Here is a 22,642-nt window from a genome sequence, read left to right on the forward strand (position 1 = left end):
ACTAGACTTTCATTTCCTTAATCTCCCTGCATACGGAGCCGAGATGAAAAAGTCTACCGCGGAAGTCGGATTGAAATGGCAGTTCCACAAGCGCAACGGTGTCGACACGATCGTGTTGCTGAACGCCAGCCAGCAGGAGCTCTACATTTCCAGCCTGGAAATCACCCTGAATATCGCCATCGGCACGCTCGTGGGCGGAAACAGCCTCGATGCCATCATGGTGGCGAAAAAGATAGAAGAGAAGGACTGGCCGGCGAAGAAGCAAGAGTTTTTCCTGGAGGAAATGAACAAGCACGAAGGCCCGTTGGACAAGCGGGCCATCGCCGCCACGGACGTGTTCTTTGCGCCATGGGGCGCGCTGGCCTCGTCGGAAGAGCATCCGGCGGAATATTCGCGCGCGGTGAGCTACAAGGGCGGCGACTATGTGGCCGTGGTCAGTGTCGGCACGGAAGCAGCGGGCCGCATGGACCCGGGCGGCATGCCGGAATATGTCTACCAGGTCCGCTATCTGCGCAAGCCGGCCGTGATCCCGGCCAACCTGGGCCGCGACCTGTCATATGTCAGCAGTTTCAAATACCTGGTCTGCCGCTCCTCGATCGATGGCCTGACCCGCCTGCCATCGATCCGCGTCCAGCTTGACGGTAGCAGCGACTGGCTGGAAGTGCCGCTCGACCTGCTGCAAGCGAGCATGGGCGACAAGCGCAGCCGCGTGATCGACCAGTCCTGCCGCGGCCTCGTCTCGGCCGCCGCTTTCTCGCGCCGCTCGCTCGGCTATTACGCGAACTATTTCGGCTATCTGCGCGACGTCTTCATCCGCGACGTGCCGTTCCAGAACATCAACGAGCTGTCATACGGCATGTTTACGATCAACCTGGACGGCACGCCGGCCAGTTCCGATCCCTGGGGCGACGACTGGCAGCTGTCGTCGCTGCAGTTCATGAAGCAGCTCAATCCCGACCTGAAAGTGCACCTGATCGTCGGCGGCTGGCCCAAGGTGGTGGAATTCGACGTGGGCGACTGCGTCACCCTGCGCGAGATGCAGGAGTCTGCGGCGCGCGATGTGCCGCTCAACGACGGTGTCACGATCAGCCTGTACCGCGTCAAGGAGGGCGAGGACGGGAGCGAAATGTACTACCGCCTGTGGCAGCCGCTGACGGTGAACGGCAGCGTGCTGCAACCCAGCGCGACAGCCACGCGCTTTGCCTGGGGCAAGGGCTTCTTGACGCAGTATCTGAGCGGGTACTGGGGGAATGTCGCCCTGGTGCTTGGCAGCGCGATTGTCGGCAACGGCAGGCGCCAGGACTATCCGGCGGAATACAGCGTGCGTATCCAGCTTGCGCTTGCGGCCGCCTTGCAGCAAAAAATCCAGCCGTCGGCAGAGCTGTTCAGCATGGTCGGCACCGACCCGGCCAAGGCCCGGCGCTTTGCCGAGGCGATGGTGCAGAGCGTGGTGCTGATGGGCTTTGACGGCATCGAGATCGACTGGGAGTATCCGGGCAAGGAGGACGGCCCCGCCTACGTGCGCATCCTCGAGGCGCTGCGCGCCGCCGAAGCCAACCCCAGCTTGAACCCCGAGCGCCGCAAGATTTACCTGGGCATCGCCTCGCCGGCCGCGGCGGCCAAGATCCGTCTGATCGACAGCGGGACATTGCCGTCCGGCACAGACACCTACTGGCGCCCCATCGGACGGCTGGTCGACACCATCCACATGATGACGTACGACTACGGCGGGCCATGGCTGAAATATTCCGATTTCAACGCGCCCATGCTGCCCGCTTCGGACGCGGGCGCGGGTGAACAGCCGAGCGGCGTGCGCGAAACGCTCACCACCATGCTCGGCTATGCCGACCGCCTGTGCTTCACGCGCCAGCAGCTGTCGCTGGGCCTGCCCATCTACGGGCGCGGCGTGAAAGTGGTGCCGGAAGCGGGCGGCCAGCGCGATCCGGACGCGCGCCTGGGCATCAATTGCCGCACGGATGGCCCCGCCGAAGGGCAGTTCGCCGACCAGCCCGGCACCTATCTGTACAGCCATATCGCCAGCCAGATGAAGCTGGGCAGCCGCTCCGACAAGTTTCCCAATTTCGTGGCGCCCGGCCTGCATCCGAAGGCGAGGGCGCCGTATCTGTACGTGCCGGCGCGCGATGGCCAGCCGGCCATTTCCGTGACGTATGACGATCCCGCATCGATACGCGAGAAGATCCGCTATGCCAAGACGGAATCGCTGGGCGGCGTCATGGCCTGGGACTTGTCGGGCGACTTGCCGGCCAGCGACCCGCGCTCGCTGCTGCGCGCCATCGGCGACGAACTGCGCCAGGAACGCCCGCCCGCGCAGCCTGAGCTGCGGGAGTTGCCCGATTTCAGCCTGTACCGGCGCGCGGCCAAAGAAGGCACGGCGCTGCCGGCCCGGCCCCTGTGGAACGTGGGGCGCGACTATGGCGCCTCGCTGGAAAGCCGCGACATGGCGGTGAGCGCCGGGGTGCTGGCGATGGCGGCCTTGCCGGGAGGACGCCTGGCGCTGGCCCTGGCGGACGGCGCCGTGCAGATCATGGCGCCCAACCGTGCCGTCGCGCCGTGGGAGTGGGAAACCAGGTCCGCCTGGCATCTGGCCGCGCCCGCGGTCTCGCTGCTGGCCTTGCCATCGGGGCGCCTGCTCGTGCTGCAGCAAAATGGCGACCTGGCACGCATCGACGTACAAGACAGCAAGACGCCCGTCCTGCGCCTCGCTGCCGGGCTGGCGCCGCGGGCCGGGAGCTTGCTTGCTGGCTGGGGCGAGCAGGCGCTGCTCTTCGACGGCACGGTGCTGCGCACGGTCGCGGTCACTGCGGCACCCGGGCAGGAATGGCAGGTGTCGCCGCCCATGCCGCTGGCGGCCAACGCGCTCGTCGCGCTGCCGGGCGGCTTGCTGCTGAGCGGCGGCACGCGCAGCGATGAAATGCCTTCGGTGGCCGTGTGGAAGATCGAGGGTGGCAAGCTGGCATTGCAGGCGGCCGTGCCCCGTTCCAAGCCGGAAGACTGGGGCGCCATCGCCTTCCTGAGCGTCTTGTCCGACGGCGCCGTGGCGGCCCTGACGGCGTACGGCAATTACCAGGCCTACGGCCCGGCGGCGCTGCAGCCGGAGCGGCCGCAGCCCGCCGCGTGGAGCGCGCTCAGCGACGGCGAGCAGGTTGGGCGGGCGCTGCTGCCGCTGCCGCAGGGCGGCTTTCTCAGCATTAGCGACGGCGCGTACATGTTCTGGGGCCGGCGCGGCGATGGTTATGTGATGCTGCAGAGACTGAGCGGTAGCCGTTCGGCCGACGCGGCTGCCGTGCTGGACAACGGCGACGTGGTGATCGCCAGGGGGGCCGAATTGCGCTACCTGGCGGCACGCAGCTGGCCGCGCGCGCAAGCTTGTCTCCAGCCCAGCTGGAATTGGCGCGACGGGGACGACGGCCGTTCCTGGCTGCATCATCTGGCGGCCGCCGGCAACCAGGCCGGCATGGCGCAAGCGCTGGCGGAAGGCGCGCCGCCCGACCTGCAGGCCACCGATGCGGCCAGCGGCGCCCAGGAAAGCGTGGCCGAAACGGCCTTGCGCGCGCAGCACTGCGCCATCGTGCCCCAGCTGACGGCCGCCGGCGCCCCTTTGTGGAGCGGCGGCAATGCCGAACGCACGAGCGCCTTGCTGAACGAGCCCGTGCTGGCCGCCTTGCTGCCGCCGGAACTGCTGGCCAGCACGCCTTACCTGCTGCCCGACCTGCCGCTGGCGGGCGCGCCGATCGCGGCCGCGACGGCGGCCTTCCTGAGCGACAATCCGCGCCTCGCCACCCTGATCGCCACGGCGCTGGCGCCGGTGTTGCCGGAAACGGCGCGGCAAGTGCAGCACCTGGTGCAGGATTACGCCATCGACGATGCCTTGCTGGCGGCCGCGCGCGGGGAAGGCGATACCTGCCTGATGCATGTGCTGGTGCCGGACGGCGCCCGGGCCGATGATTGCAAGCAGGCCGAGGGCGTGGGCGAGGATTTGCGGCAGGTGCTGGCGCAGCTGCTGGGCCAGCGCCATGCCGACCCGGACGCCTTCATCGCCGCCATCGATGCCGTCTGGACGGCGCCGGACAAGGCGCGGCCTTGGCGCCGCCAGGAGTGCCGCCAGCTGGTGGCCGCCGCCGCGCGTCCCAAGCGTCCGGACGCCTACCGCCTCGTCAGCGAACCGGCCGTCTGCGACCTGGCGCTGCTGCATTACGCCGCGCTGGTGGAGCTGGGCTGGCCGGCGCCCGCTGGTGCGCCGCAGGAACCCCTGTCCCGGCGCGCCCCGGCCCACTACCGCATGCTGATGCAGGCCGGACGCGACGCCCTGACGCCGAACGGCTGGGATGATCCCGTGCTGCGCCCCGGGCTGGCCGTGCAGGGCTTGCCCAACGAGGTGACGGCCCTGCTGGACATGGCGCCGTGGATGGCCGCTCCCATGGGGGCCGCGGCCGATGCCCTGGTCAGCGGCATGGGCGTGGTCGTGCGCGACTATCACCAGCAGGAGCTGGACGCCCGCCGGCTGGTCGCTTCCGACCTGGCGGCGGTGCAGGATCCGTACACGGCACTGGGGGAATTTTCCGGCGGCGCGGCCATGGCCGGCCTGGCCATGCAGCAATTGCTGCTGTGGTCGTGCACGACGCCGCAGGGCGCCGCCCTGGCCTTGCCCTCCGCCGCCGCCTTGCTGGCCCTGCGCGCGCCCGCGCCCTGGATACCGCAAGGCGATGTGAATGCATATGCGCAACAGTGGTTCAGCTGGGCGGAAGATCCGCCCTATCTGGCGCAGGACCCGACGGCGCTGCCCGAGCAGACGGACGCCGTCACGCCGCTGCCGGCGCGCAGCAGTAATGCCCCCGTGCGCCGCGTGCTCGCGGCGGCCGGCGCGGCGGCCGTGCCGCCCGCGCCCGACGTCGACGAAGAAGCCAGCCGCAGGCGGCGCCTGGAACAGAGCGTGCGCGCCACGCAGATGAAATTCATGGTGCAGACGTGGCAAAACAATATGCTGGTCGACAGCAAGCTGCAGGCGCAGGAAGACGAGCGCCTGCTGAAAAGCCCGTACACGGCGCGCATCGACGAGCTGACCCGCAATGCGGCGCAGGCCGATGCGACCCTGAGCAATACCCGCGCGCGCCGCGAGCTGGTCCGGGACCTGGAAAACAAGCCGTTCGGCATGTCGGCGGCCGAGCTGCGCAAGGCGGGTATCGACGTCAAGTTGCCGGCGGGCATGCGCGACGATCAGCTGTTGCCCGACGACCTGTATGACGACGCTCTCGAGCACGAGCATGCGCGGCTCGACGGCGTGGAAAAGGACGCGCTCGCGGCGCGCAGCAAGGCGATCGGCGAAGTCGACGGCCTGCGCCGCAAGCGCGACATGGACCCGCAGCGCCTGCGCCAGCTCGAGCAGCAGGCCAAGCTCAAGGGACAGCTGGAGGCGGCCCAGCGCAAGCTCAGCAAGATGCAGGATTACGCGCTGCTGGCCGACAGCATCGCCCATTATGGCGCCTCGGCGCTCGACTGGCTGCACGACAAGGGCGTGATCTCGGGCAAGTTTGCGGAAGTGGCCAAGACCATACTGACGTGGGCCAACCGCATCGTGCAGATCGGCATCGCCGTGGCCACCATCGCCTATGGCTGGAAACAGATGCGCGCCATGCAGGGGCTCGGGTCGATCGGCAAGGGCGGCGGCATTTCGATGATGTTTTCCATCGGCATGGCCGCGTTCAATATCGTGCAGTGCGCCATCTTCGGCCCGCCGCCCGACCCGATGGAGGAAATGTACAAGGCCTTGAGCAAGCAGATCGAAGAGGTGGGCAAGGCCTTGCAGGAAAGCCTGGCCGCCATGTCGCAGCAGCTGGCGTCGATGCAGGCCGGCATCTACAACCGCCTGGACGGCATCGAGGACAAGATCGACGGCCTGGGGCGCGAACTGGGGCGCCAGATGGCGGAACTGTCGGCGCAGATGGACGAAGGCTTTGCCGCCGGCCGCGCCGAGACGCGGCAAGCCACGGCGCAGGTGCTGCTGGCCATGCAGCGGGGCTTCGACAGCGTCGAGCGCCGTTTCGACCTGATCGAGGACAGGCTGGGCAGCGACTTGCATTATCTGCAAGAAATGATGACCGTCAGCCTGATGGATGACTATGCGACGATGGATATCGCCATCGCCAACGCCGAAACGGAAAGCCTGCACGGGGCGACGGCGGCGGCGGCCGACGGCCCGCGCCTGGCAGACGATCCCGCGCGCCTGGCCGACTACCGCAACCGCCTGGTGAACGGCGTGCGCAACAAGCTGCTGGGCCTGCCGCGCCGGAAGCTGGAAGACACGCTCGACAGCAGCTGGCTGCAAACCTGGCCGCTGCCGGCGGGCGTGGCGTCGCGCCAGGCCGGGCAGGTGAGCATCAACCGCATCGGCGACTGCCATGATTTTTATGTGCGCCGCAGTACGGGGGCCGAGGAAGCCAGCCAGCGCGTGTATTTTTCTGCCGCCTATGGCAAGACGCTGGCCAGCCGGCTGCTATGGGTCTCCGAACACCTGATGCAGTTTTCCGACCATCCGCAGGGCATGATTGCCGACCTGGACGAGCTGATCGTGGCGCCGTCGGAAACGCTGCAGGGCTTTCTCAGCGATTTTGCCGACAATCAACCGTTCCTCGACGGCTTGCTCGACGACTATGTGCAGGCATTGGCGAGCCTGGCGGCGCGCTGCCGCGCCATCATTCCCGTGCAGGGCAGCCAGGATTGGCGGCTGCCGCCAGGCCGGCTGGGCGACGCGGCCTTGCTGCATGGCTTGATGTTCGACGCCGTGCCCGTGCTCGACCTGGCCGAACTGGAAGTGGAGAGTGTTGCGGCAACGCAACTGGCCGAGCGCGCCAGCCACCTGGGCAGCCTGTCGCGCTTCCTGACCAGCCCCAGCCTGGGCTGGCGCGCCGTCAAGCTGCAGCGCGTGCTGGCCGTGGCCCACGTCCTGCGCGTGGCCGACCTGTCGCTGGCCAGCGACGAGGGGCAAGTCACGCTGTGGGTGGCCTTCCGCGGCGCGCGCCAGCCGGTGGCGCAGCTGCGCCTGGTGGCGGGACAGGTGGTCGACAGCCAGTTGTTGATCATCGGTAATAGCCTGCTGGTGCAGATACAGCGCGCGGTGCAGCCCGTGCAGCAGCGCTGGATCGCGCAGTACAACGGCCGCATCGCGGCCGATGCGAAGGCGGAACTGGCGGCGCTCGACGGCAGCGTGGCGCGCCTGATCCAGTTCATGGCGCTGGCGGGCCTGGCCGAGACGGCCATGTCGGAAACGCTGAGCCTGATCTGGACGTCGGGCCGCCTGGGCGCCTATCTGGCCAGCCAGACGAGCCTGGCGAGCAGCGCGCAAGGCAACCAGTTCAGTCCGCCCGTAGCGGCCATGCTGCAAGCGGGCCAGGCCAGTGCCGAGACGGCGCGCGCGCGCCTGCGCGCCACCCTGGCGGCGCGTGCCGGCCGCGAAGCCGACGATGTGGGGCGCGATCCCCTGGTCGACCGGCTGCGCCAGGAAACGCATGCCTTGCTGGAACGCGCGCTGGCGCACCGCGCCATGCTGCAGCGCAGCGTGCTGCCGCCACTGCTGGGAGCGCTGGATCCCGAACCGGCGCCCAGGCTGCAGGGGGAGGGAGCGTTGACGTAGACAGGCTGGCGTATCCTCTTCTATACATTTATTTGCAATAGTGCTATTTTGCAATAGTGGCCCGTCAGGGCCGCCATGCGCCGCATGTCCGGCTTGGCCGGATATGCGGCGCTTTGTCGTCCGGGTCGCGCCAGCGCGGCAGGCCCGCTTGCCCAGCATGATCCAGATTACGAGAGAGAGCCGTCCGATGCGTGTCCATTTTTCATCCGCCGCCCTGGCCCTGGCGCTCGCCACGGCATTTCCGGCAGCCGCCACGGGCGCCAGCGCCTTGCCCGCCGCGCAGCAGCAAGGCCAGGTCCAGCGCGATATCGCCGCCTTTGTGCGCAGCGAAATGCGGGAGCGCCAGATTCCAGGGCTGCAACTGGCCGTGATCCAGGGCGGCAAGGTCGTGCTGACGCGCAATTTCGGCCTGGCCAGCCTGCAGTACGGCGTGCCCGTGACGGACGCCAGCCTGTTTTCCATCAATTCGGCAACGAAAGCGTTTGCCGGCGTGGCCGTGATGCAACTGGTGCAGGAGGGCAAGATCGACCTGGCCGCGCCCATCGGCCAGTACCTGACGGGGTTGCCCGTAGCCTGGCAAGCCGTGACGGTGACGCAGTTGCTCAACCATAGCTCGGGCTTGCCCGATGTGCTGGACCAGCGCAGCGGCAAGCTGGTGGGGCCGCAACCGGACGACGCCGCTGCGGCGTGGACTGCCGTGCAGGCGCTGCCCGTGGAAGCGCCGCCAGGCCAGCGCTACCGCTACAACCAGACCAATTACGTGTTGCTGGCGCAATTGATCGAGCAGCAGGGCGGCCAGCCCTTTACCACTTTCATCCAGCGCCGGCAGTTCGACGTGGCCGGCATGCCGCACAGCGGCTTTGGCGACGCGAAGGACGTGGTCGTGGGCAAGGCCAGTTCCTACGTGCTGGAGCGGGGCGGCAACGGTTACCGCAACGTGATCGAAGATTTCCCCGTGTTCATGCGCGCCGGGGCCGGCATCAACAGCAATGCGGGCGAACTGGCCAACTGGCTGATCGCGCTGCAGTCGGGACGCTTGCTGGCGCCCGCCAGCGTGGAGAAGCTGTGGCAGCCGACCAGCCTGAACGACGGCAAGCCGGCGCCGTGGGCACTGGGCTGGCCCAGCATCGGCCGCGCTGCGCACCGCGCCGTGGCCGGCATCGGCGGTGGCCGCTCGGCCTTTTATGTGTATCCGGACGATGGCCTGGCCATCATTATCCTCAGCAACCTGGCCGGCGGCCAGCCGGAACAGCTGATCGACACCGTCGCCGGCTTTTATGTTCCCGCCCTGCGCCAGCAGCGGGGCGGCGCGTATGCCGCGCACTTGTTGCGCAACAAGGCGGCCAGTACCGGCTTTGACGGGCTGGAACAGAAACTGGCCGTCATCCGGCGCCAGCATGGGCTGCCTGAACCCGCCGAAGACGACTTGAATGCCTGGGGCTACCGCCTGCTGGGCCGGCAGCAGCCGAAACAGGCGCTCGCCGTCTTCCAGCTGGGCGTGCGGCTGTACCCGCAAGGGGCGAATGGCCACGACAGCCTGGCCGAAGCGTACGAGGCCGATGGCGCCACGGCGCCGGCCATCGCGCATTACCGGCGTTCGCTGGAGCTGGACCCGGACAACGCCCACGCCGTGGCGCGCCTGCGCGTGCTGGCCGCCGACTAGCGTTCCGCCTGGCCGTGCTCGGACCCGTGCATGGCCAGGTAGGCCGTCAGGTTGTCGTCGTGAATGCCAAGGCTGCGCAGCACTTCGCGCGTAAAACTGACGGGCGAAGTGCCCGGTGCCGTAACGATGCGCTGGTCGGCCACGGCCCACGGCACGTCCTGGTACAGGGCCGCGCCCGCATAGCCCGTTTGCAGCAGGTTGTCCGCACTGTTGGATGTGTGGCGCACGGTGTCGAGCACGCCCGCCTGCGCCAGCACGCGCGTGCCGTCGCAAATGCCGGCCAGCACCACGCCCTTGTCGCGGGCGGCGCGCAGCAGAGGGCCCAGGTCGGGTGCCTTGCCGCTTTGCCAATGGCTGCCGCCGCACACCATCAGCAAATCGAGTTCATCGAGATTGACCTCTTCCAGCGCCAGTTGCGGCGTGACCAGCATGCCGCCGGACGAAGTGACGGGCAAGCCGCCCGGCGTGGCGAACTGCGTGTAAAAGCCGTAGTACAGGCGCGCCGTGGAATTGAGCAGGGCGGTTTCCCAATCGGCAAAGTTTTCGGTCAGTATGGTAATGGCACGTGTCATGAAAAGTCCTGTCGCAGGTGGAGATATCGATATGAATACAGTAATACAGGCTGGCTGGCCAGCTGGTGCCGAAATCATAATAAAAAGCACTGACAATTTCTGTCAGGAGCGCGCATGAAATGATTGCACAAGTTGCAAGGGACTACGCTACAATCGCTGGCCCGTCCGCGCGGGCTTGTCCCTGTCCCATGTTCACTCTCTGACGCCTCCATGCTGATTCTGTTTTGCCGTGTCCTGTTAAGCATTGCTGGCCTGCTGCTTTTCTTCCTCTTCGATCAATTGAGCGCGAATGAATGCCTGAAATTGAGCGCCTTGCTGGCGGCATTCCTGCTGGGCGTGGGCGGCGTGCTGCAGGCGTGGCGCGGCAATGCCGGCGCCGGCGCGATCAACGTGCTGGTGCGCGTCGTCGTGCCCGTGTTTTATCTGGACGCCGCCGTAAAAGGCTTCTTGCGCGGCTATTTTGGCATGCGCCCGAACCCGAATGCGGTTTTGCAGGCCATGTTTGCGACAGATCAAGCCGAAACGGGCGAGTTTTTCCTGCACAACGGCGCCGCCCTGGCGCAAGCGGCCGCCTGGTTTGTGCTCGTGACGGCGGCCGTGCTGCTGGGCGACCGTTATCTGCAGCGCTGGCAGGCGGCGCGCGGGCATGCCGCGCCAGGCTGGCCGCAAAAAGGGTTTGCCGTCTTCATGGCTGTCTTTCTCGTGTCCTTGCACGTCAATACCACCATGCGGCGCGAAAATCCGGCCCTGTTCTGGCCGCTGCGCTACCAGCAGTACAGCGCGCAACTGGATGCGATGAAATCGATGCAGCACGCGCTGACGGCGGCCATGGCCGCGCCGCGCGACTGGCATGTGCGCTATGCGGGCGAGGATGCCCGCACCGTCATCCTGGTGATCGGCGAGAGCACCAACCGCGCCTCGATGTCGCTGTATGGCTACCCGCGCGCCACCACGCCCCAGCTCGACGCCATGCGGGCTAAGCTGCTGGTTTTTAACGATGTGATTTCGCCCGCGTCCAGCACGGTGGAATCGATGATGACCATGCTCACGCCGGCCGATATCGGCAACCCCGATGCGTGGATGGCCAAGCCGAATCTGCTGATGCTGGCCGAGGCGGCCGGCTACAAGACGTTCTGGGTGTCGAACCAGACGCGCAACGATGGCTGGATCGGGTTGCTGGCGGGCCAGGCCGATGAAAGCGATTTCATCAATTACGGCACTGGCCGCGGCGAAAACAATTTTGACGGCAACCTGTTCCAGCCGTTTGCCCATGCGCTGCGCGACGCGGCGCCGAAAAAGCTGATCGTCGTGCACTTGCTGGGCGCGCATCCCAGCTATGACATGCGCTACCCGAGCCGTTTCGCGCATTTCGACCGGGCGCACGACGCCGTCAGCGCGCAGATGGCCAGCCAGGGCAGGTCCAGCTGGATACGCAACCAGCGCGACGAGTACGATAACGCCATCCGCTACGGCGATTACGTGCTGGGCACCCTGATCGGCATGGCCGACAAAGCCAAGGCCGGGCGCGCCGCCTCGCTGCTGTTCGTTTCCGACCACGGGCAGGAAGTGGGCTACAGCCGCAATCACGCGGGCCATTCCGCCTCGGACAAGAGCGGCTATGAAATTCCCATGTTGATCTGGAACAACCAGCAAGCGCCGCAGTCGGCGGCCGCCCGCGCCGCGCTGGAAAACCGGCCCTACCAGACGGACAAGCTCGACGCGACCGTGCTGGGCTTGCTGAAGATCGAGACGCGCTATTATGCGGCGCAGGACGATATCCTCAGCAGCGCCTTTACGCCCGTGCAGCGCTTCATGAATGGCTTGCAGTACCAGCGCGGGGCAGCGCTGGCCCGTTGATCCCGCAATGAAAAAGCCCGGCGCCGCCGCAGGAAGCGGCGGGGCCGGGCCCCTGGGATGTTGCCGATACTTTGCCGATTACTTCTCGGCGAATGCGCGCTCGACCACGAAGTCGCCAGGCGTCGAGGTATTGCCTTCCTTGAAGCCACGCGCTTCCAGCATTTCCTTCAGGTCGCGCAGCATGTCCGAGCTGCCGCAGATCATCACGCGGTCTTCGGCAGGATTGAGTTCCGGCACGCCCAGGTCCTTGGCCAGCTTGCCGTTCTCGATCAATTCCGTGATGCGGCCCATGTTGCGGAAGTCTTCGCGCGTCACGGTCGGGTAGTAGCGCAGCTTGTCGCTGACCATTTCGCCCAGGAATTCATGCTTGGGCAGGTGCTCTTCCAGCAAGTCGTGGTAAGCCAGCTCGTCGACCTGGCGCACGCCGTGCACGAGGATCAATTCGTCGAAGCGCTCGTAGATGTCCGGATCGCGCACGATGCTGAGGAAAGGCGCCAGGCCCGTGCCCGTCGACAGCATGTACAGGCGCTTGCCCGGCAGCAGGTAGTCGGATACCAGGGTGCCCGTCGGCTTGCGGCCGACGATGACGGTGTCGCCCACTTGCAAGTGTTGCAAACGCGACGTCAATGGGCCGCCCGGCACCTTGATGCTGAAGAATTCCAGGTGGTCTTCATAATTGGCGCTGGCGATACTGTAGGCACGCAGCAATGGCTTGCCATCGACGCGCAGGCCGATCATGGTGAAATGGCCATTCGAGAAACGCAGCGACGGGTCGCGCGTGGTGGTAAAGGAGAACAGGGTATCCGTCCAGTGGTGCACGCTTAAAACGCGCTCTTCATTCATCGAACTCATAGTATTTGTTGGCTGGTCAAAAAAATGGTTAGTTGCTGGCAACTGCTGGCAAAAGTGAAACCCTGTGTAGGCCCAGATGCTATTGTACTGGCCTCCACACGAAATTGTTACCGTCTATCGCCGCCATTGCTGCCGCACGCGGTGCCGACATTATAGTGCGAATGGCAAGGCGGGGCTGGAATTGGCCCCAAAACGGGGCGCGGGCATGCGCTCTCTTGACCTGGCTCAGTTTTTTCAGGGTGCCGCGCCAGGGCTGCCGCCAGCGCATGCCGGCGCGGCCGTGGCGCGGCGCCCGAAGCGCCGTCGCAGGGCGGCATTCGCCGGGTCGGACACATGGCGGGCTACGAGGGCGGCCGCCAGCGCCGTCGCTGCCAGGAACAGCGCCAGCCACGGCAGCCGTTCCGCGTAGCCGAGGCCCGCCTTGTCGACCACGTTGCGCATGCCGGCCAGCACGATGATATGGAACAAGTACAGCTCATAGCTGTGGCGTCCCAGCCATTGCAGCGGGCCGTGGCGGCCCTGGCCGGCTGCCGGGACCGCCGTGGCGCCCGCGATGAAGGCGGCGCTGGCCAGGGCGATTGCGCTGAAGCCGAAGACTTCATGGCCGCCGATGCCGCGCACATACAGAACCGCCAGGGCCAGGCCCGCGGTCCAGCGCAGGAACCGCCCGGCCCGCGCGCCCGGCTGCCAGTGTTGTGTCAGCAGGGCCGTCAGGCAGCCGATGGCGATGGCGTCGAAACAGGCAAGGTAGCCGTACATGAAGTCAATCTCGTTATCCGCGTGCCGGCTGCGGTACACGGGCCCGGCCACGATGGCGGCGCCGCACAGCAGCATGATCGCCTGGCGCCGGCGCAGGAAGCGGCACGACAGCGGCAGCAGCAGATAAAACATTTCCTCGACGGACAGCGACCAGTACACGTTCAGGCAGTAATTGAAGTAACCGGCGCTTTGCATCAGCACGTTGTGCCAGAAGGTCAGCACGGACGCGATGGCGATGACGAAATAGCTGGCTGGCAAGTCCTTGCCGCCGTCCGAGTTGGCAAAGAAGGGCACGTCCAGCACACCGAGCAGCACGATCAGGGACAGGGCCAGCAGCAGCGCCGGCAGCAGGCGGGCGACGCGATACAGATAGAACGCCGCCAGGTCGATGCGCGCCAAGTCGCCCCAGCGGCGCAGCGAAGTCGAGGTGATCAGGTAGCCGGAAATGACGAAAAACATGGTCACGCCGTAATTGCCCTGGTAGGCGGCGCGCAGCAGCCAGGCGGGCAGGATTTCGAGCGGGCTATTCTTCAGGCCGTAGGCGAGGGCGAAGTGCAGCAGCAGCACGCACAGGATGGCGGCGCCGCGCAAGGCGTCAATATGGTGGTTGCGTGCTTGCAATGGTTTCCCCGTCGGTTTTGGTGACACGAGGGGCAATTATGCGACACTTGTCGCTCAAAGGTCAATAATTTTGCAATTGCCGGGAAGGGCGCGCCGAATGGAGCCGGGGGCGGGGACGCCTTGCGTGTATGATATTGCCGAACAGAATTGTTGGGCATCTATCATCTTGCGGGCGCGGTTTCTCGTGCCTGCCAGCCCATGAATCTGCGTGCACGATTCCGGCCGCCAGGATGCCCGACCCACAGCGAAAGGTCATAAAGATGTATAAAACAGTGCGCGACATGTTCCTGCATTTCAAGGAAGCCGTCCCATTCCGCCTCGTCCCCGCCCTGATCTGCACCGCCTTGCTGGTCGGCATGTTATTGCTGCCGGCACCGGACGGCTTGACGCCCAAGGCCTGGGGCCTGGTAGCGATCTTCCTCACGACGATTCTGGCGATCATTTTAAAAGTGATGCCCATCGGCGTAATGGCGATGATGGCCATCGTCATCGTGTCCTTGTCGCAAGTGACGTCGACCTCGTCCAAGGGCGCCATCACGGATGCGCTCAGCAGTTTTTCGAACCCCCTGATCTGGCTGATCGTCGTGGCGATCCTGATTTCGCGCGGCCTCAAGAAAACGGGGCTGGGCAGCCGCATCGGCCTGCTGTTCATCTCGCTGCTGGGCAAGCGCACCATGGGCATCGGCTATGGCCTGGCGATTTGCGAACTGGTGCTGGCGCCCTTTACGCCCAGTAACACGGCGCGCGGCGGCGGCATCGTCCACCCCGTCATGAAATCGATCGCCAACGCCTTCGATTCGGATCCGGCCAAGGGCACTGAAAAGAAAGTGGGCACGTATCTGGCCCTCGTCAACTACCACGCCAACCCGATCACCTCGGCCATGTTCTTGACGGCCACGGCGCCGAACCCGCTGGTGGTCGATTTCGTGGCCAAGGCCAGCGGCCAGAGTTTCCACCTGACGTGGACCACCTGGGCCCTGTGCATGCTGCTGCCGGGCCTGGTTTGCCTGCTGCTGATGCCGCTGGTAATTTATTGGCTGTCGCCGCCGGAACTGAAAGCTACGCCGGACGCCGTCACCTACGCCAAGTCGGAACTGAAAAGCATGGGGCCGCTGTCGCCGCCGGAAAAAGTCATGCTGGGCACCTTCGGCTTGCTGCTCTTGCTGTGGGCCAACGTTCCCGCCATGCTGTTCGGTCCCGCGTTTTCGCTCGATGCGACGGTCGTCGCCTTTGTCGGCCTGTTCGTGCTGATCATCACGGGCACCATCGACTGGGACGACGTGCTGTCGGAAAAGAGTGCCTGGGACACCCTGGTGTGGTTCGGCGCGCTCGTCATGATGGCCGAGCAGCTGAACAAGACGGGCGTGATCGCCTGGTTTTCGGCCGGCATGAAGGCGGCCATCGTCGCCAGCGGCATGGACTGGCTGCCGATTGCCGGCGTGCTGGTACTGGTATTTGTCTTTTCGCATTACTTCTTTGCCAGCACGACGGCCCACATCAGCGCCATGCTGCTGGCCTTCCTGACGGTGGGCCTGCACCTGATCCCGGCCGAATACCACGTGCCCTTCATGCTGATGATGACGGCCGGCTCGGCCATCATGATGACGCTGACCCACTACGCGACGGGCACCTCGCCCATCATCTTCGGCAGCGGCTTCGTGACGATGGGCAACTGGTGGAGAGTCGGTTTCATCATGTGCGTGGTGGAACTGCTGATCTTTGCCGTCGTCGGCACGACGTGGTGGAAGGTGCTCGGCTACTGGTAATGCCCGTTGCTACAGCTGGCGCGCCAGCTGCCGCATGGCCGCCAGGCAGTGCGCCAGCTCGCCGCCCACGGCGCGCTTCCACAGGACGGCCGCCTGCGACCACGCCTGTTTTGCCAGCAAGTCCCTGAGCTGCGCCTGCAGATCGTCCGGCAAGCCGCCGAACCGGCGCAATTCCAGCGAGCGGGGCTGGCCGTGGCGGCCCGCCGGGTCCATTTCCTCCAGCGCGTCGTGCAGGCTGCCGTAGCGGTGCAGGGCGCCGCCGTCGTCGACGGCCGCCAGCGCCAGGTCCGGCGTTGCTTCCAGGTCGTAGCCCAGGTCGCGGCAAGGTTCGTCGATCAGCTGGGCAATATTGTAGATCGTCAACACCTGCGCGGATCGCACGACGTCCGTCAAGTCGTGCACGTCGACGCCCGCGTCCAGCAAACGCTGCAGGGCAGGGGCGTTGATGAAGGGAAAATCCGACTCGCCCAGGTCGCGCCAGCGTGCTATCCACTGCGGCTGCGGCAAGCTGTCGTCGACGACGTCGGCCCACAGGCCGCGCAGCAGCAACTGTTGCAGCAAGGGACCATATTTCTTCTGTTTAATATCCTGCGCCAAAGTATCTGCCTGTCCGGCATCGAAGCCGGCTTCCCGCAATCGCCCGTTGATCGTTGTCATTCTCCGCCGCCTGCCTTTCCCTGTGAGTGTGTACAGGCGGTATCATATAGGCAAGCACCGCCGTCACGGCAACCGCCCGCGCACGACTTCCAGCAGGTAGGCGCGCGCCGCAGTCCGGTCCATGCCTTTTTCTTGCAACAGCGGCAATAATTGTTCGAACAACTGGCGCCGCTGCCGGGATGCCTCGGACGTGTCGCGCCGGTCCGAAAAGAAATCCATCAGGGTCGAGCCGCACAGGCAATTGCGGTAGACCTCGACGATGGCGACGTTGTTGTCATCGAAGCTCTGCTTCAGCCCCGAGACATCCTGCCGCATCGCTTGCGTCTGCCCGATGAACTCATCCGCCGTGGCGAAGACGCGGCCGCAGCAGGCGCAATGCTTGGGAAAGGCCGCTTCGGCCAGGGCGCGCAAGCCTGCGAAGAACAGTTGCTCCTGCATCATGGCTCCTGGCGGCGCGCCTAGGCGGCGCGGTTGCTGATCTGGACGACACGCGGCCCCATCGGCGGCCCCAGCGGCGGCCGCTGCACGCCCGATTCGAAGCGCAGGAAGGCTTCCTGCAAATGCTCCTTCAGCAAGGTTTCGTCCCAGGGCTTGGTGATGAACTTGTACACGGAGCCTTCGTTGATGGCGGCCGTGACCGAATGCAATTCAGGATAGCCGGACAGCATCACGCGCACGATTTCCGGATAGATGCCCTTGATGCGGCGCAAGAGTTCGTTGCCGGACATGCCAGGCATGCGCGCATCCGTGAGGATCACGCCCACCGCGTTGGAGGCGACCAGTTCCAGCGCTTCCTGCGGATTGGTGGTGCTGAGTATCTGGTAGCCTTCCTTGCGCAGCGAGCGGCGCAGCGCGGACAGCATATGCTCTTCGTCGTCGACCAGCAGCAGCACGCGCTGCGGCACTTCCGCATGGCAGTTGTCGGGCGGCAAATGGGTACCCGCATACAGCAGCTTGTCCATCTCGGCGCCCGGCAGGGGGCGGCTGAAGTAATAGCCTTGCATGGCGTCGCAGTGATTGGTATTGAGAAATGCCAATTGTCCTTCCGTTTCCACGCCCTCGGCCACCGTGCGCATGTTGAGCGACTTGGCCATGGCGATGATGGAGCGGGTCAGCGAAGCGCCGTCCTCGCTGTCGGTCACGTCGCGGATGAACGACTGGTCGATCTTCACCACGTCGATGGGGAATTGCTTGAGATAGGACAAGCTGGAATAGCCGGTGCCGAAGTCGTCCAGCGCCAGGGTGACGCCGATTTCCTTCAACTGTTCCAGCGCCCGCACCACCAGGTCGCGGTTTTGCATCAGCACGCTCTCCGTCAGCTCCAGCTCCAGGCAGTCGGCCGGCACGCCGCTGTCGGCCAGCACTTCGCGCACCAGTTGCGGCATGTCGACCTGGCGGAACTGGCGCGCCGAGACGTTGACGGCCATTGTCAGGTGCGTAAAGCCGTAGGCATGCCAGACGCCGAGCTGGGCGCAGGCCGTGCGCAGCACCCATTCGCCGATGGCAATGATCATGCCCGCTTCTTCGGCCAGGGGAATGAAGCGGTCCGGCGGCACCATGCCGATGCCGGGCCGGCGCCAGCGCAGCAGCGCTTCCATGCCATAGACTTTTCCACTGACCAGGTTGACCTTGGGCTGGTAGTGCAATTCCAGCTCGCCCTGCGCCAGCGCCTGGTGCAGCGCGTGTTCGATTTCGGCCCGCTCTTCCACCAGCACGCCCATCTTGTGATTGTAGAACTGGTAAGCGTTGCGGCCCTTGTCCTTGGCGCTGTAGAGGGCCGCGTCGGCCGTCTTCAACAGGATGTCGCCGCTGTCGCCGTCGCAGGGAAACAGGCTGGCGCCGATACTGGTGCTGACGTGCAAGGTATGTTCGCCCAGCACAAACGGCTCGGCAAACACGGCCAGCACCTTTTTGGCGATGTCTTCGGCCGTGTCGCTATCGGGCAAGTCCGTCAGCAGGATGACGAACTCGTCGCCGCCCTGGCGGGCCACCGTGTCGCCTTCGCGCACCGCGTGCTGCAGCCGCCGCGCCACTTCCTGCAGCAGGGCATCACCCACGGGGTGGCCATAGCTGTCGTTGACGAACTTGAAACGGTCGAGGTCCAGCATCAGGGTCGCCAGGTGCAGCCGGGTGCGGCGGGCGTGGGCGATGGCCTGGCCGATGCGGTCGTTCAGCAGCTGGCGGTTGGGCAAGTCCGTCAGCGCATCGTGGTTGGCCAGGTATTCGATGCGCCATTCCTGCAGCTTGCGTTCCGTGATGTCCTGCACCGTGCCGCGCATCAGCAGCACCTGCCGGCCTTGGCGCACGGCCTCGGCCTGGTGGAAGACGATGCACTCGCCGCCGCCCGGCTGCAGCACCTTGTGTTCCAGGCTGTAGCCGGTGCCGCTGGCATGCAGTTCCATGAAGGCGTCGAGCAGCAGGGGCCGCTGGTCTTCCGGCAGGCATTGCAGCAGGCGCTCGAAGCTGGTGGGGCCGGAATCGGCATCGAGGCCCAGGATGCGCAACAGTTCCGGCGACCAGTAGCCGTCGCCGTCGGCGAGCCGGTACTCCCAGTTGCCCAGGCGGGCCAGCGCCTGCGCGTGGCTGAGGCTTTCCTGGATGCGGCTCAACTCGGTGAGCGCGCTGCTGGCGCGCAGCAGGTAGCGCAGCCGGTGCGCCAGCAGCCGCCATTGCATCGGCTTGGAGATAAAGTCGCTGGCGCCCGCTTCCAGCGCCTGTTTGATGGAGTCATCGTCGTCGTTGCCGGTAAGAACGACAATGGGCACGTGCGCGCCGCCGGGCAGCCGGCGCAGCTGGGCGCAGCATTCGAAGCCGCTCATGCCGGGCATGGCGACGTCGAGCAGGACCAGGTCGGGCACGCCGCGCTGGAAGGCGGCCAGCGCTTCCAGGCCGCTGGCCGCTTCCTCGATGCGGAAGCCTTCCGGCTCCAGCGCTTCGGTCACCAGGAGGCGCGTCATGGCGTCGTCATCGACCACCAGGATCAGGGCGTGCGGAGGGAGTGCGGTATTCATAGGGCTTCCTTTTCAAGGGCCAGGGCGGCGAGGACACGGTCGAGTTCTTGCTGGATGCCGCGGATATGGCGCAGCGCGCTGCCGACGTCGTTGCTGCGCGCGTATTGTTCGATTTCACGGCAAGTGGCGGACAAGCCCAGCGCGCCAACGTTGGCGCAGCTGGACTTGAAGGTATGCGCCGCCAGCTGCAGGGCCGCGGCATCGCTGGCCCCGGCGGCCATTTCCAGCTGCCCCAGCAGGCGCGGGGCGTCGCTGTAGAACAGGTCGATGATGCGGCCCAGCACGTCGGGACGGCCCGGGCGCCGCATGGCGCGCAGGTTTTGCAGGGCGGCCGCGTCGAGGATGGCGCTCGCTCCGCTCGCCGCCGCCGGGGCGGCCTGCGCCGTCGCCGCCGGCGTCTCTGCTGCCGCCGGTACGGAAGATGCGGGGCGCCAGCGGGCCAGCACGGCCAGCAGGGCTGCGCGCGTGTACGGCTTGGCGAGGTAGTCGTCCATGCCCGCGTCCAGGCACAGTTCGCGGTCGCCCAGAATGGCATTGGCCGTCAGGGCAATGATGGGCGTGCGGCTGCGGCCTTGCTCGCTTTCCATGCGGCGCAGGCGCCGCGTCGCCTCGAAGCCGTCCATTTCCGGCATCTGGCAATCCATCAGGATCACATCGAAGGGGGAGCGCTCCCACAGGGCCAGCGCGCGCCGGCCGTTGTCGGCTGGCGTGGCCTGGTAAGCGGTATCTTCCAGCATGGCCAGGGCGATTTCCTGGTTGATCGCGTTGTCTTCCACCAGCAGCATGCGCAGCGGCGCCGGCGCTGCGCCAGCGCCGTCCGGCGCGGCGGGCAGGGCGGGCTTCATCGGCGGCGCCGGCGCGTCCCCGGGCGCCACCGCGCCCACGACGACGGTGACGGCGAAGCTGGATCCCTGGCCCGCCACGGATTCGAGCACGATATTGCCGCCCATCATTTCCGCCAGCTGCTTGATGATGGCCAGGCCCAGCCCCGTGCCGCCGTATTTGCGCGAGGTGGTGCTGTCGGCCTGGCGGAAGGGCTGGAAGACGGCCGCCGCCGCTTCCGGCGTCATGCCGATGCCCGTGTCGCGCACTTCCAGCCGGAGCTGGCCGGCGGCGGGACAGCTGACGTCGACGGCAATTTCGCCCCGTTCCGTGAACTTGGTGGCGTTATTGAGCAGGTTGGTCAGGATCTGGCGCAGGCGCACGGGGTCGCCGCGCATGTGCTGCGGCACGTCGGGCGCGATGCGGCAGGTAAATGCGATGGCCTTGCGTTCGATGCCGTTGGCAAACAGCGCCACCACATCGTCGATCACCTGGCGCAGGTCGAAGGGGATGTGTTCGAGCACCAGCTTGCCTGCCTCGATCTTGGAAAAATCGAGGATGTCGTCGATGATGCTGAGCAGGCTTTCGCCCGAGCGGTGCACCGTGTGCACGAAACGCTGCTGCGTGGGACTCAGTTCCGTGCGCTGCAGCAGTTCCGTCATGCCCAGCACGCCATTCATCGGCGTGCGGATTTCGTGGCTCATCTTGGCCAGGAACTCGGATTTCGCCCGGTTGGCGGCGTCGGCCTCGGCCTTGGCCTGCGTCAGCGCCAGGTCGCGCTGTTCCACGTGTTCAAGCATGCCGTTGAAGCCCATGATCAGCTGTCCCAGTTCATCGCTGCCATGCTGCGCCACGCGCACCGACAGCGCCTTGCCGTCGCGGATATGCGCGATGGCGTAGGACAGGCGCGCCAGCGGCCTGGCGATCGACGCGCTGATCAGGCCCGTGATGGCCACGCAGGCCAGCAGCAGGACCAGCGCGATGCCGAGGATCAGCATGAAGGCATGCCGCACGCCATCGCGCACCTTGGCCACCGCCTGCTGCTGCTGCCCCGTGATGCGCGCCACCTGCTGCGCGGAATAGGCGGCCTGTTCGCGCTCGAAGGCACGCACATGGTCGATCACGTCGTTCAGCGCCGTCTGGCTGTCGAGCACGCTGCCCTTGGCCTGCACCAGCCGCCGTCCCGAGCGCTCCACGGCGTCCAGGTAGGTGTTGACGGTCCGCGTTTCGGCCAGCAAGCCCAGCTGGCCTATGCTTTGCAGCAAGGTCTGCATGGTCGCCATGTCGCGGTGCAGGGCGCTGATGCGCCGGTCGATATCGCGGCCCAGGCGCGCGACGTCGGCGGCGGCCGTGGCCAGCATGACTTCGCCCACGTCGATGCTGATGGCGTCGACGGCCAGGTTGATTTCGCCGCTGGCATCCTCGATGCGGGCCGAGGTGTGCATGTAGCGGCCGGCCTCGGCCAGCCGGTCGCGTCCGATGGCCAGCTGCAGTTCGATGGGGTCGAGCTCCTCGGCCAGGCGCAGGTGGGCAGTGGCCAGGGCGGCGCTGGTTTGCTCCTTGAGCGCAAGATAGGCGGCCTGCCGCGCCGCGCCGGCGCCGCCTTCGGCCAGCAGGCCGGCGCGCAGGGCCAGCAAGCCGGCGGCGGGATCGAGCATCTGGCGCGCTGTGGCCAGCAGTTTCGCCCGCAGCGCCAGCTGGGACGGGCTGATGTCGCGCTCGCTGGTGCCTGCCAGGTGCGCGACGGCCGCCGTCAGCCGCTCGCGCAGGGGGGCAATGCGGAAACGGTTCTTCACGGCTTCCGTTTCGGCCAGCGCAATCTGCATGTCGTGGATGCTCTTGCGCAAATCCGTCAGGTAGCGGGCATTCTGGTTCAGGCGCTGGCTTTGCAGCTGCACCTCGGCGGCCGTGGCCTGGGCCTGGCTGTCGATCAGGCGGATCTTGCCGCGCGCGCCCTTGGCGGCGGCCTTGATCTGCGCCAGCACTTGCCGCATCTCCGTCGCCTGCGCCTTGTAATAGGCCTCGTTTTCCAGGCGCTTGCGCACGGCGACGCGCATGCGCTGGAATTCCCGTTCGAAGGCCGCGTGGTAGCGCGGCGCCTGCGATTCGCCATGGCGCCGCAAATCGTCGCTGAGGCGCTCGGCGGCCTGGATATTGGCGCCGATCTTGTTCGACACCTGCTCCAGCTGCGCCAGGTCTTCCGCCTTGCCCAGCTCGAAAAAGTCCGAGGCCATGTCTTGCACGGTATAGCGCAGGCGCAACACGTCCGTGTACAGCGGCACCGTCTCGTCGGTCAAACCGTGGACATGGGTTTCGATGCCTTTCACCAGCAGCAGGCCTGCCGCCGCCATGGCCGCCACGCCCGCCAGCAGGACGCTGGTACTGATGATGAGCTTGGTCCTGATTTTCATGCC

The 22,642-nt window shown here is 66.2% G+C and carries 11 protein-coding genes; 4 read left to right on the plus strand and 7 right to left on the minus strand.

What is annotated here, in order from left to right:
- The first annotated feature begins 43 nt into the window (after positions 1-43).
- On the plus strand, positions 44-7,648 hold the full coding sequence (locus AC07X6_RS17020; RefSeq protein WP_494791725.1) for a glycosyl hydrolase family 18 protein: 7,605 nt from the start codon (positions 44-46) through the stop codon (positions 7,646-7,648).
- A gap of 187 nt (positions 7,649-7,835) precedes the next feature.
- The gene (locus AC07X6_RS17025) at positions 7,836-9,311 is read left to right on the plus strand and encodes a serine hydrolase domain-containing protein (protein ID WP_494791726.1); all 1,476 of its coding nucleotides are present in this window, start codon (positions 7,836-7,838) and stop codon (positions 9,309-9,311) included.
- Here AC07X6_RS17025 and AC07X6_RS17030 read toward each other — a convergent pair.
- Entirely contained in the window at positions 9,308-9,883 is a 576-nt protein-coding gene (locus AC07X6_RS17030) for a type 1 glutamine amidotransferase family protein (protein ID WP_494791727.1), read from the minus strand. The genes AC07X6_RS17025 and AC07X6_RS17030 overlap by 4 nt on opposite strands.
- A gap of 210 nt (positions 9,884-10,093) precedes the next feature.
- Here AC07X6_RS17030 and AC07X6_RS17035 point away from each other — a divergent pair, with 210 nt between their 5' ends.
- Entirely contained in the window at positions 10,094-11,740 is a 1,647-nt protein-coding gene (locus AC07X6_RS17035) for a phosphoethanolamine transferase (protein WP_494791728.1), read from the plus strand.
- A gap of 78 nt (positions 11,741-11,818) precedes the next feature.
- Here AC07X6_RS17035 and AC07X6_RS17040 read toward each other — a convergent pair whose 3' ends face one another.
- Positions 11,819-12,592 (minus strand): ferredoxin--NADP reductase, encoded by a 774-nt coding sequence (locus tag AC07X6_RS17040; protein ID WP_230537671.1) that lies wholly within the window; start codon positions 12,590-12,592, stop codon positions 11,819-11,821.
- Positions 12,593-12,826: 234 nt separating this feature from the next.
- Positions 12,827-13,972, minus strand: a complete 1,146-nt coding sequence (locus AC07X6_RS17045) for an acyltransferase family protein (RefSeq protein WP_494791729.1) — start codon at positions 13,970-13,972, stop codon at positions 12,827-12,829.
- Positions 13,973-14,232: 260 nt separating this feature from the next.
- On the opposite strand from AC07X6_RS17045, the gene AC07X6_RS17050 reads away from it, so the two are divergent.
- Positions 14,233-15,738, plus strand: coding sequence for a DASS family sodium-coupled anion symporter (locus tag AC07X6_RS17050; protein WP_230537673.1), 1,506 nt, complete (start codon positions 14,233-14,235; stop codon positions 15,736-15,738).
- A gap of 9 nt (positions 15,739-15,747) precedes the next feature.
- Here AC07X6_RS17050 and AC07X6_RS17055 read toward each other — a convergent pair whose 3' ends face one another.
- The 4 genes from AC07X6_RS17055 to AC07X6_RS17070 form a co-directional block, all read right to left on the minus strand.
- Positions 15,748-16,395, minus strand: coding sequence for a hypothetical protein (locus tag AC07X6_RS17055; protein WP_494791730.1), 648 nt, complete (start codon positions 16,393-16,395; stop codon positions 15,748-15,750).
- A 63-nt stretch (positions 16,396-16,458) separates the two neighbouring features.
- On the minus strand, positions 16,459-16,833 hold the full coding sequence (locus tag AC07X6_RS17060) for a hypothetical protein (RefSeq protein ID WP_494791731.1): 375 nt from the start codon (positions 16,831-16,833) through the stop codon (positions 16,459-16,461).
- A gap of 20 nt (positions 16,834-16,853) precedes the next feature.
- Positions 16,854-19,406 (minus strand): EAL domain-containing protein, encoded by a 2,553-nt coding sequence (locus tag AC07X6_RS17065; RefSeq protein ID WP_494791732.1) that lies wholly within the window; start codon positions 19,404-19,406, stop codon positions 16,854-16,856.
- Complete coding sequence (locus tag AC07X6_RS17070) at positions 19,403-22,639, minus strand: ATP-binding protein (RefSeq protein ID WP_494791733.1); 3,237 nt, start codon at positions 22,637-22,639, stop codon at positions 19,403-19,405. The genes AC07X6_RS17065 and AC07X6_RS17070 overlap by 4 nt, the downstream gene beginning before the upstream one ends.
- Between the last annotated feature and the right edge of the window lie 3 nt (positions 22,640-22,642).

It is taken from the genome of Janthinobacterium sp. GW460-12-1-14-LB5, assembly GCF_059423585.1.